This is a genomic window from Streptomyces sp. NPDC035033, assembly GCF_040636735.1.
Lineage (GTDB): Bacteria > Actinomycetota > Actinomycetes > Streptomycetales > Streptomycetaceae > Streptomyces.
The window spans coordinates 35694-47533 of record NZ_JBEZUZ010000021.1 but is presented as its reverse complement, the minus strand read 5'-3'; the positions used below and the strand labels follow the sequence as shown (position 1 = coordinate 47533).

The following is an 11840-nucleotide window of genomic DNA, read 5'->3' as shown; positions in this document are numbered from 1 at the left end:
GCCGGGCGAGCCGTGCCGCCGACGCCCTGCCGGCCGTCCGGATCGCACAGAGAGCACGCCACACCCCCCATGGTCCACAGCCCTGTCCCGGCCCCCGGACACCCGGCGGAGCAGCCCGCCGGACGCGCCCCCGCGGGCGGCGTCCCCGCCGCCCGCGGGAACCACCCGGGAGAACTCCCTCCCGTCCACGACGCCCTCCTGTGCGTCGCCCTGCCCGCCTTCGCCGTCTCCCCCGAGCACGGCCAGCTCACCGGCCGCGGACCCGAGGGCGTGTACGCCTCCGGACGGCGCCTTCTCTCCCGCAGCGTCCTGCGGGTCGCCGGACGCGAGCCCGTCCCCCTCCAGGGGCGGCTCGCCGCCGCCGACCGGGCCGTGTTCGCCGGCGCCCTCCGCGTCCCCGGCGACACCGGACCCGATCCGGGCGTCACCGTCGAGCGCTCCCGGGGCGCCGACGGCACCGAGCGGATCACCCTCCGCAGCGCCCTCCCGCGAGCCCTCCGCCTCCCCGTGGAGGTCGCTCTGGGCACGGATCTCGCGGAGCTGGGCGCGGTCGCGTCCGGCCGGCCGCGTCCCGAACTCAGGGCCAGCGTCCACGGCACCGGACTGCGCTGGACCGCCCCCGACGGACGGTCCGTCGCCGTCACGGCCGACCCGGCGCCCACGGACGCCCTGGCGGCGGCCGGGGTGCTCCGCTGGGAAACCGACCTCGCCCCCGGCGCCGCCGCCACCCTCCACCTCCGGGTCCACGCCGACCGGACGCCCGGCGCCGCCCCGCCCGGCGGCGCCGGCCGCCCCGGCGGCCACCTGCTCTCCGACGCCCAGGCCGAGGGAGACGACCGCCGCCCCGGCGCGCTGCTCCGCGCCTCGGTCGAGGACCTGCGGGCCCTCCTCCAGCGCGATCCCGCGCACCCCGCCGACGTCCACCTCGCGGCCGGCGTCCCGTGGCGCTGCGGACCGGTCACCGCGGAGGCGCTGTGGGCGGCCCGCATGGCCCTGCCGCTGGGCACCCGGCTCGCCGCCACCACGCTCCGCTCCCTCGGCCGCGCCCAGGTCACCGGCGGAGCGGAGTCCGGCCGCCTGCCGGGCCCGCTGCGGGACGCCGGGCCGCATCTCCCGCCCCGCTGCACCGGGGTCGAGGCCACCCTCGCCTTCCCCGTGGTCCTCGCCGAGGCACGCCGGTGGGGCCTCCCCCCGGCCGACCTGGACGAGCTCCTTCCGGTGGCGGAGCGCTGCCTCGGCTGGCTGCGCCGCGGCCTCGACGCGGACGGACTCCTGCCGGACCCGGCGCCCGGCGGGCCCTGGCGGGCCGAGACCCAGGCCCACGCCCACCGGGCCGCCCTGCTCGGGGCGGATCTCCTCGACGCCTGCGGACGGCCCGGTGCCGCGGACCTCCGGGCCGCGGCGCGCACCCTGCGCGAGCGGTTCCGGAGCGAGTTCTGGCTCGACGACCTCTCCGGCGGCCGGCCCGCCGCCGCCAGGACGCCGGAGGGGCGCTCCTGGACCCAGCTCGGCGGGTGGGCCGCCCACCTCCTCGACACCGGCCTCCTCGACGGCGGCCGGTACGCCCCGGGACTGCTCGACCGGACGGAGGCCGAACAGGTCGCGCGTCTGCTCGGCACCCCCGCCCTCGACTCCGGCTGGGGCCTGCGCGGCCTCGGCGCCAAGGAGCCCGGCCACAACCCGTTCGGGCACCGGGCCGGCGCCGTCCGGGTCCACGAGACGGCCGTCGCCGTCGCCGGACTGGCCGCCGCCGGGCACGAGAAGGAGGCCGCGGCACTGCTGCGGGGCCTGCTCGACGCCGCCGAGTTCTTCGGCCACCGGCTGCCCGAGATGTACGCGGGCGAACAGCGCACCGCGGGCGCGCGCCCGGTGCCGCACCCCGCCGCCTGCCGGCCCGCCGCCGTCGCGGCCGCCGGAGCGGTCCACGCGCTCGCCGCCCTGGCCGGGATCCGGCCCGACGCCCCCGGCCGGAGCGTCACGGTGCAGCCGATGGCCTCCGCGCCGCTGGGCGCGGTCCGGCTCTCCGGCCTCGTGGTCGCCGGCGAACCCTTCGCCGTGCGGGTGAGCCGCCTCGGACTCGGTATGGTCGAGGAGGCCGCCGAGGGTCTGCAGCTGGGGGTGTGACGGATGCCGGGCACGGAGACGAGGGAGTCCTCGGGACCGGGCGAGGAAGTCGGGGCGAGGGAGCGCGCGGGGCGTGTTTATCGTCAAGGAGACGACTATGATCGCGACATGCCTCCCTACGACCCGTCGGCCTTCCCGCCCTTCGCTGTCACCGTCGACCTGGTCGTCCTCACCGTGCGGAACCACGCCCTGTGCACCTTGGTCGTCCGCAGGGGGGAAGCGCCCTTCCAGGGGCGGTGGGCGCTGCCCGGAGGCTTCGTCCGCGCCGACGAGGACCTCGGGGCCGCGGCCGCGCGCGAGCTGGCCGAGGAGACCGGACTGCGTGCCCACGACCCGTCGGCCCCGCTGCCGGTGCCGGACAACGGCGCGCACCTGGAACAGCTCGCCACCTACGGAGCGCCCGAGCGCGACCCGCGGATGCGGGTGGTGAGCGTCGCGCACCTCGCGCTCGCCCCCGACCTGCCGGCGCCCCGGCCCGGCGGCGACGCCAACAGCGCGCGCTGGGCCCCCGTGGAGGAACTGCTCGACCAGGCGCGGGCGGCGGGGGGCGACTCCCCGGACGCGCTCGCCTTCGACCACGCCCAGATCCTCTCCGACGGGGTGGAGCGGGCCCGTTCCAAGATCGAGTACTCCTCGCTCGCCACGGCCTTCTGCCCGCCCGAGTTCACCGTCGGCGAGCTGCGCCGGGTCTACGAGGCCGTCTGGGGCGTCTCGCTCGACCCGCGCAACTTCCACCGCAAGGTCACCGGCACCCCCGGCTTCCTCGTCCCCACCGGTGGGACCACCACCCGTCAGGGAGGCCGCCCCGCCCAGCTGTTCAGGGCCGGCGGCGCCACCCTGCTCAACCCGCCGATGCTGCGTCCCGAGGTCTGAGGGGCGCGCCCCTCCGCCGCCCCCGGCGGCATCCCTGCGGCAAAAGTCCGAAATCTGGCGTTATCTTGCTGCGGTAGCGCCGCCCTGCCGCGGAGCGGTGACACCTACCGCGAGAGAAGCGATGCTCCAGGCCATCGGACTGACCAGCACCCCCCGCCGCGATCGCCCGCCCGCCGTGGACGATCTGACCTTCGAGGCCCCGCCGGGGGCCGTGACCGCCCTCGTCGGAGCCCCCCGATCCGGCAAGACGACCACCCTGCGCCTCCTGCTCGAACTCGACCCGGGGCGCGGACTCACCTACTTCCGGGGGCGGCCGCTGGGCCGGATCGCCCAACCCGCGCGCGAGATCGGGGTGGTCCTCGGCGACGTGCCCGGCCACCCGTCCCGTACCGTGCGCGGACAACTGCGGATGCTCGCCGCCGGCGCGGGAGTTCCGGCCGCCCGGGTCGACGAGGTGATCCGCGCCGTGGGCCTGGCCGGACTGGAGGGGCGGCGGCTCGGCACCCTGCCCCGCGGGGCCGAACGCCGACTCGCCCTGGCCGCCGCCCTGTTGGGGAAGCCGCACACGCTCCTCCTGGACGCTCCGGCGGCGGGGCTGTCCGCGGCGGAGCGGGTCCGCCTGCACGAACTGCTGCGCGCCCACGCGGACGCCGGCGGCACCGTCCTCTACACCACCCGGGACCCCAAGGACGCGGCGCGCAACGCCGACCACGTCGTCACCCTCGACGGCGGACGCCTGGTCGCCGCCCAGGAATCCGGCGACTTCGCCCGCACCCGGCTGCGGCCGAGGGTGGCCGTCCGCACCCCGCACGCCGCCCGGCTCGCCGCCGCCGTGGCCCAGGAGGCCCGGGCCGCCCGCAGGCCGGTGGAGGTCGTCACCCAGGACGGCACCCTCCTCCTGGTGTACGGCGGCGACTGCGCCCAGGTGGGGGACACCGCGTTCCGGCACGGCGTACCGGTCCACCGGCTCGCGGACGAGACCGGTGACGCGGGACCCGCCCCGGCGCGGGCGCCCGAGCCGGCCCGCACGGCGGAGGGCGCCGCGCCGGACCGGTCCACGGCGCCGCGCCGCCCGGTCCGCTCGCCGCTGCGCCCGCTCCGGTACGAGCTGCGCCGGGTCTTCGGCGTGCCCTCCACGGGGCTGGTGGCGGCGGGCGTCCTCGCGGTGTCGGCCGTGCTCGCGGTGCTCCTCGGGCGGGGCGGCGGGACCCCGCTCCCGGCAGCGCTCGCCGCCTGGCCGGACCTCCTGCCGCTGCCGCCCGCCGCGCTCGGCGCCGGTCTGCTCGGCGCGCTCTCCTTCGGCGAGGAGTACCGCTACCCCGCGCTCGCCGCGGGGCGCGGTGCCGTGCCCCGCCGGCTCGCGCTGCTGCTCGCCAAGCTCGCCGTCGCCGCCGCCCTCGCACTGCTCCTCGGCGTGCTGACGGCGGGGGCCGACCTCGCGGCCCTCCGTCTCTTCTACGGCGCCGACTTGATTCCCCTCCCCGACAACTGGGCCGCGATGTCCGCCAGTTGGCTGGGGCTCACGGTGGGCTGCGCGTGGGCGGGGGTCCTGGGTGCCGGGGTCTTCCGCGCGGCGGCGGCCGGAGTGGCCGCGGTCCTCTTCGTGCCGGTCGCCTTCGTCCCGCTGCTGCGCCAGGTGACGAGCGGCCCGGCGGTCCGGTCCGTCGCCGGACTCCCCGGCCGACTGGGCGAGTTCGCCGGACCGCGCTGGGCGCCGTCCCTGGACCGGTGGTTCGCGGGGGCGCTGGAGGTGGTGGGACAGCCCGCCGGGGTGGCCCTCGTGCTCACGTTGACGGTTCTGCTCTGCGCCTATGTGCTCACCGGCCTTCGCCGACAGGCCCGTTGGTGACCGGTTCCGGACCGATATGTTCCAGTCGCGCCGCAACTCCCTTGGGAAATGCCGGTTATGTCCGAATAATCGTCAATTGTGTAGGGGGTGCCGATCACCCTTTCGTGTGCTTTTCACCAAAGACCTCAAGGGCCACGGAGGCCACGCCGACAAAGGATGCGTGAGTACCCTTGCGCATACGATGATGACCGCCGCCCGCTCCGTCGACTCCGGCCTCGGCGCCCCGGGCGATCTCGACCGCTACCCCTACGCGGAGGCCCCCGTCGCCGACCGCGTGGGCCCGCCCTCCTGGGAGGGGGTGGACACGGACCTCGGCCGCGTCGGCCGCCGCACCGCCGGCAGCCGCGGCCGAGGCCTGCACGGCCAGCTCGTCCAGCAGCTCGGCCAGATGATCGTCTCCGGCGACCTCGGCGCGGACCGCCCCCTCGTCCCCGAGGAGATCGGCCAGCGCTTCGAGGTCTCGCGCACCGTCGTGCGCGAGTCCCTCCGCGTCCTGGAGGCCAAGGGCCTCGTCAGCGCCCGGCCCAACGTCGGCACCCGGGTCCGCCCGGTCAGCGACTGGAACCTGCTCGACCCCGACATCATCGAGTGGCGCGCCTTCGGGCCGCAGCGCGACGACCAGCGGCGCGAGCTGAACGAGCTGCGCTGGACCATCGAGCCGCTGGCCGCCCGCCTCGCCGCCGGCCACGGCCGGGAGGACGTGCAGCAGCGCCTCGCCGACATGGTCGAGATCATGGGGCACGCGTACGCGCAGGGTGACGGCATCACCTTCTCCCGCGCCGACACGGAGTTCCACTCCCTGCTCATCCAGCTCGCCGGGAACCGCATGCTGGAGCACCTCTCCGGCATCGTCGCCGCCGCCCTCCAGGTCTCCGGTGGCCCCGCCACCGCCTGCGACCGCCCCGGCGAGAGCTGCCTGGCGCACCACGCCCGGATCGTCGACGCCCTCGCCGCGGGGGACGCCCAGGCCGCCGAGACCGCCATGCGCCAACTGCTCACGGTCCACCCCGAGGTGGAGCCCCGCGTGGTGCCCGCCCCCCGCGGCAACTGATCCGCGAGCCGTGGCCGCGAGCGCACGGGCGCGTACGCAGGGAGAGCCGCCGGATCCGAGCGCGGTCCGGGGAACCCGGAAGGGTTCCCCGGACCGCGCCAGGGTGTCGGCGGCGCCGAATGTACGCTTGGCTCCCTTTTCGCACGCTTCGTCGCTGATGCGGTGTGACTCGGGACACGAAGATTGGGCGTAACACTCCTCCGAGCCGTGCGATGACCTAAGAGGTGACAGCCGAGGAAGGAATACAGCAGCCGGTGCAGGCGCTGTGCAGTTCCCCGGTCCAGCCCGCGCCGTCGGCACATTCCCCGTCGACGGTCGTCGGCTCCGCCCCGATCCCGGGCGGGGCCGGAAGCCGTTTCCATCGTTCCGAGAGGTTGTTCGTGTCGGCCAGCACATCCCGTACGCTCCCGCCGGAGATCGCCGAGTCCGAGTCTGTGATGGCGCTCATCGAGCGGGGAAAGGCTGATGGGCAGATCGCCGGCGATGACGTGCGTCGGGCCTTCGAGGCTGACCAGATTCCGCCAACCCAGTGGAAGAATGTTCTGCGCAGCCTCAATCAGATCCTCGAGGAAGAGGGTGTGACGCTGATGGTCAGTGCAGCGGAGTCGCCGAAGCGCGCCCGCAAGAGCGCAGCAGCGAAGAGCCCGGCCAAGCGCACCGCCGCCAAGACCACCGTCACCGCCAGGGCGGCGACGGTGACGAGGACCAGCGTCGCGACCGGCTCCGCGGCCCCCGCGGCCGAGAGCGCGGACCCGGCCGACGAGGCCGCGGCGCCCGCCAAGAAGGCGGCCGCGAAGAAGACCGCCGTCAAGAAGACGGCGGCCAAGAAGACCGTCGCCAAGAAGACGGCGGCCAAGAAGACCGCGTCGAAGAAGTCCGACGACGAGCTGCTCGAGGGCGAGGACCTGCTCGAGGACGTCGCGCCGGGCAAGGACGACGAGGAGACCGAGGGCGAGACCAAGGGCTTCGTGCTGTCCGACGAGGACGAGGACGACGCTCCCGCCCAGCAGGTCGCCGTCGCCGGTGCCACCGCCGACCCGGTCAAGGACTACCTGAAGCAGATCGGCAAGGTCCCCCTGCTCAACGCCGAGCAGGAGGTCGAGCTCGCCAAGCGCATCGAGGCCGGTCTCTTCGCCGAGGACAAGCTCGCGGGCTCGGACAAGATCGCTCCCAAGCTCAAGCGCGAGCTGGAGATCATCGCCGAGGACGGCCGCCGCGCCAAGAACCACCTCCTGGAGGCCAACCTCCGTCTGGTGGTCTCGCTGGCCAAGCGCTACACCGGCCGCGGCATGCTCTTCCTGGACCTGATCCAGGAGGGCAACCTGGGTCTGATCCGCGCGGTCGAGAAGTTCGACTACACCAAGGGCTACAAGTTCTCCACGTACGCCACCTGGTGGATCCGTCAGGCGATCACCCGCGCCATGGCCGACCAGGCCCGCACCATCCGCATCCCGGTGCACATGGTCGAGGTCATCAACAAGCTCGCGCGCGTCCAGCGCCAGATGCTCCAGGACCTGGGCCGCGAGCCCACCCCGGAGGAGCTGGCCAAGGAGCTCGACATGACCCCCGAGAAGGTCATCGAGGTCCAGAAGTACGGCCGCGAGCCGATCTCCCTCCACACCCCCCTGGGTGAGGACGGCGACAGCGAGTTCGGTGACCTCATCGAGGACTCCGAGGCGGTCGTGCCGGCCGACGCGGTCAGCTTCACGCTCCTCCAGGAGCAGCTGCACTCCGTCCTCGACACGCTCTCCGAGCGTGAGGCCGGCGTGGTCTCCATGCGCTTCGGCCTCACCGACGGCCAGCCGAAGACGCTCGACGAGATCGGCAAGGTCTACGGCGTGACCCGTGAGCGGATCCGCCAGATCGAGTCGAAGACCATGTCGAAGCTGCGCCACCCGTCGCGCTCGCAGGTCCTGCGCGACTACCTGGACTGATCCGTCCGAGGCATCAGGCAGTGGACGAAGGGTCCGGTTCCCCGCCCGGGGACCGGGCCCTTCGCCTTTGCGCGGGTGCAGGGGGCCGGTCCGTGCTGGACGCTGGGTGAATGGATGTCAGCGGAGAGTCAGGAGGCTCCATGCGTGGTCCTTTCGCCCGAGTGTTGACGGGCGCCCTGGGTCTGGCCGTGGCGGCGGCCGGACAGGTGGCCGGCGCCGCCCCCGCCGCCGCGGACGGCGTCGTGGTGGGCGGCAGTCCGACCGCGATCGCCGACGCGCCCTGGGTGGTGGCGCTGTCCAGCCGTGACCGGTTCGGGGGTACGCGGGCGGGCCAGTTCTGCGGGGGCGTCGTCGTGGCGCCCGCCAAGGTGCTCACCGCGGCCCACTGCCTGGGCCGCGACGTGCTCGGGGGCGAGCCCTGGCAGCTGCGGGACTTCTCGGTGATCGCGGGCCGGACCGCGCTGCGCGGGCAGGGCGGGCAGGAGGTGCGGATCGCCGACACCTGGGTGAACCCCGCCTACGACCCGTCGACCAACTCGGGCGACCTCGCCGTGCTCACCCTGGCCGAGCCCCTGCCGCAGTCCTACGTCATCGAGGTGGCCCGGCCCGGGAACGAGGCGGAGAAGCCCGGGACGGCGGCCGAGGTGTACGGCTGGGGCGACACGACCGGGCGCGGGAGCTACGCCTCCTCGCTCCACGCGGCGCGCGTCCAGGTCCTCCCGGACACGGCCTGTGAGCGGGCGTACCCGGGCGGTTTCCGCGGCGTCTCGTACCGCAAGGAGACGATGCTCTGCGCCGGCGACCCGCGGGGAGGCCGGGACGCCTGCCAGGGCGACAGCGGCGGCCCGCTGGTGGCGCGGGGCCTGCTGGTGGGACTGGTGTCATGGGGCAGCGGCTGTGGGGAGGCCGAGCACCCGGGGGTCTACACCCGGGTGTCGGCGGTGCTGTCCGAGCGTCTCTGAGGGACCGTACGGCCCCGGGGCGGGGCTCCTGCCCGAGGCCGGCCGGGAGGACGAGAACGGGCGGCCACCCCCTGGTCGAGGGGGTGACCGCCCGTCGTCCGGTCAGCGACCGGCCCTGAGCTCGTCGTGGTTGCGCGGCGTCAGTGCTCGTCGCCCACCGTGCGGGCCGGCACGTCGGTGAGCCGGTCCGTCTCATCCTGTATCTCAACGGCGATCTTCTTGAGTTCCGGCTCGAACTTGCGCCCGTGGTGGGCGCAGAAGAGCAAGTCACCTCCGCTGGCCAGGACGACACGCAGGTAAGCCTGGGCGCCGCAGCGGTCGCAGCGGTCAGCGGCCGTCAGGGGGCTCGCGGGGGTCAGAACAGTAGTCACGTCGCCTCTTCTCTAGCTCGACGAGCTGTCGTACCAGGGTCAACATCCAACCAGGCCGAAAACGTTCCCGCTCGTGGCTTTTCCTTGAAACTTTTTCCCAAGGTGGCTGTCTGCTGCCGGTTGGCGGCGAATGAGCCGTATTGCGTCGCTCTACGGATTTCGCGTTGCTGTGGTGTGCCGTCGTCCTCCCGGCGGGGTTGCCGGTTGTTGATGAGGACGTGCCCGGAGCCTAGATGGTTCATGCCGGGAAGGGAACGTGATGTTCGCGTCACCCCTTCGAGGGATCGAACATCTATGCGAGCCTGGACTAGCATGAGGAACCCGAGAGGGTGGCGTTTCAACGGCTCTACCAGGGATCGGTACTCTCTGAGCGGTGAGCGACGCCGGTACTCACCCCATCGGGCAAGATTTCAAATTCAGCGAGGAGCGAACCGCGTGACCGCCGAAACGTCCGTGCCGTCGAGTGCGCTGCTGACCGCAGACCGTGACGGTTCCAACTACACCGCGCGGCACCTGCTCGTCCTCGAAGGGCTCGAAGCGGTCCGCAAGCGCCCCGGAATGTACATCGGGTCCACGGACAGCCGTGGCCTGATGCACTGCCTCTGGGAGATCATCGACAACTCGGTCGACGAGGCCCTCGGCGGCTACTGCGACCACATCGACGTCATCCTGCACGACGACGGCTCCGTCGAGGTGCGGGACAACGGCCGCGGCATCCCGGTCGACATCGAGCCCAAGACCGGCCTGTCCGGCGTCGAGGTCGTCATGACCAAGCTGCACGCCGGCGGAAAGTTCGGCGGCGGCTCGTACGCGGCCTCCGGCGGTCTCCACGGCGTCGGCGCCTCCGTGGTCAACGCGCTCTCGGCCCGTCTCGACGTCGAGGTCGACCGGAACAGCGCCACCCACTCCATCAGCTTCCGGCGCGGCGTCCCCGGCATCTTCACCGAGCAGGGCCCCGACAGCCCCTTCGACCCGGGCAACGGGCTGACCAAGGGCAAGCGCGTCCCCAAGACCCGCACCGGCACCCGGATCCGCTACTGGGCCGACCGCCAGATCTTCCTCAAGGACGCCAAGCTCTCCCTGGAGACGCTGCACCAGCGCGCCCGCCAGACCGCCTTCCTCGTGCCCGGCCTCACCATCGTCGTCCGCGACGAGCGGGACCTGGAGGGGATCGGCAAGAGCGAGGAGGTCTTCCGCTTCGACGGCGGCATCAGCGAGTTCTGCGAGTACCTCGCGCAGGACAAGGCCGTCTGCGACGTGCTGCGCCTCACCGGCCAGGGCACCTTCAAGGAGACCGTCCCGGTCCTGGACGACCGCGGCCACATGACCCCCACCGAGGTCACCCGCGAGCTCGGCGTGGACGTCGCCCTGCGCTGGGGCACGGGCTACGACAGCACGGTCCGGTCCTTCGTGAACATCATCGCCACCCCCAAGGGCGGCACCCACGTCTCCGGCTTCGAGCAGGCCGTCACCAAGACGGTGAACGAGGTGCTGCGCTCGGCCAAGCTGCTGCGCGTCGCCGAGGACGACATCGTCAAGGACGACGCCCTGGAGGGCCTGACCGCCGTCGTCACCGTCCGCCTCGCCGAGCCGCAGTTCGAGGGCCAGACCAAGGAGGTCCTCGGCACCTCGGCCGCCCGCCGGATCGTGGCGAACGTGGTGGCGCGGGAGCTCAAGGCCTTCCTGACCTCCACCAAGCGGGACGCCAAGGCCCAGGCCAGGGCCGTCCTGGAGAAGGCCGTCGCCGCCGCCCGCACCCGGATCGCCGCCCGCCAGCACAAGGAGGCGCAGCGCCGGAAGACCGCCCTGGAGACCTCCTCGCTCCCGGCCAAGCTGGCCGACTGCCGCAGCGACGACGTCGAGCGCAGCGAGCTCTTCATCGTCGAGGGGGACTCCGCGCTCGGCACCGCCAAGCTCGCCCGGAACAGCGAGTTCCAGGCGCTGCTGCCGATCCGCGGCAAGATCCTCAACGTCCAGAAGTCGTCCGTCTCGGACATGCTGAAGAACGCCGAGTGCGGCGCGATCATCCAGGTCATAGGAGCGGGCTCCGGCCGCACCTTCGACATCGACGCGGCCCGCTACGGCAAGGTCATCATGATGACCGACGCCGACGTCGACGGCTCCCACATCCGGACGCTGCTGCTGACCCTCTTCCAGCGCTACATGCGCCCGATGGTCGAGGCCGGCCGGGTCTTCGCCGCCGTGCCGCCGCTGCACCGGATCGAGCTGGTCCAGCCCAAGCGGGGCCAGGACAAGTACGTGTACACGTACTCCGACAGCGAGCTGCGGCAGACGCTCCTGGAGTTCCAGCGCAAGGGCGTCCGCTACAAGGACTCCATCCAGCGCTACAAGGGCCTCGGCGAGATGGACGCCGACCAGCTCGCGGAGACCACGATGGACCCGCGCCACCGCACGCTGCGCCGGATCAACATCGGCGACCTGGACGCGGCCGAGACGGTCTTCGACCTGCTGATGGGGAACGACGTGGCCCCGCGCAAGGAGTTCATCACCAGCTCGGCGGCGACGCTCGACCGCTCGCGCATCGACGCCTGACCCGCGCCACCGGCCCGTACCGCCCCGGCCCGGCCCCCGCACCGCGGGGCCGGGCCGGTGGCGTCCATACGCCTATCGGCACGGCACGGTCAGGCCACCGGGGCGAACTGTCACCTGATGGGG

At 73.5% G+C, this 11840-nt stretch carries 8 protein-coding genes; 7 read left to right on the top strand and 1 reads right to left on the bottom strand.

Translation table 11 applies throughout. The features are described 5' to 3' along the window. Positions 1 to 69: 69 nt before the first annotated feature. The 6 genes from AB0E83_RS11750 to AB0E83_RS11725 all read left to right on the top strand — a co-directional run bounded on the left by AB0E83_RS11750 (position 70) and on the right by AB0E83_RS11725 (position 8793). Positions 70 to 2124 (top strand): glycogen debranching N-terminal domain-containing protein, encoded by a 2055-nt coding sequence (locus AB0E83_RS11750; protein WP_362109167.1) that lies wholly within the window; start codon positions 70 to 72, stop codon positions 2122 to 2124. A gap of 108 nt (positions 2125 to 2232) precedes the next feature. Next, a complete protein-coding gene (locus tag AB0E83_RS11745; RefSeq protein WP_362109165.1) occupies positions 2233 to 2997 on the top strand; it encodes an NUDIX domain-containing protein in 765 nt (254 codons plus the stop codon). 121 nt (positions 2998 to 3118) lie between these two features. Continuing rightward, positions 3119 to 4846, top strand: a complete 1728-nt coding sequence (locus AB0E83_RS11740) for an ATP-binding cassette domain-containing protein (RefSeq protein ID WP_362109163.1) — start codon at positions 3119 to 3121, stop codon at positions 4844 to 4846. A 160-nt stretch (positions 4847 to 5006) separates the two neighbouring features. Next, positions 5007 to 5897, top strand: coding sequence for an FCD domain-containing protein (locus AB0E83_RS11735; protein ID WP_362109161.1), 891 nt, complete (start codon positions 5007 to 5009; stop codon positions 5895 to 5897). Between the two features lie 380 nt (positions 5898 to 6277). After that, the gene (locus AB0E83_RS11730) at positions 6278 to 7831 is read left to right on the top strand and encodes an RNA polymerase sigma factor (protein ID WP_362109230.1); all 1554 of its coding nucleotides are present in this window, start codon (positions 6278 to 6280) and stop codon (positions 7829 to 7831) included. 140 nt (positions 7832 to 7971) lie between these two features. Next, a complete protein-coding gene (locus tag AB0E83_RS11725) occupies positions 7972 to 8793 on the top strand; it encodes a serine protease (RefSeq protein ID WP_362109159.1) in 822 nt (273 codons plus the stop codon). 140 nt (positions 8794 to 8933) lie between these two features. Here AB0E83_RS11725 and AB0E83_RS11720 read toward each other — a convergent pair whose 3' ends face one another. Then, on the bottom strand, positions 8934 to 9164 hold the full coding sequence (locus AB0E83_RS11720) for a hypothetical protein (RefSeq protein ID WP_030495106.1): 231 nt from the start codon (positions 9162 to 9164) through the stop codon (positions 8934 to 8936). 435 nt (positions 9165 to 9599) lie between these two features. Here AB0E83_RS11720 and AB0E83_RS11715 point away from each other — a divergent pair, with 435 nt between their 5' ends. Then, positions 9600 to 11717, top strand: coding sequence for a DNA topoisomerase IV subunit B (locus AB0E83_RS11715; RefSeq protein WP_362109157.1), 2118 nt, complete (start codon positions 9600 to 9602; stop codon positions 11715 to 11717). The last annotated feature ends 123 nt before the right edge of the window (positions 11718 to 11840 follow it).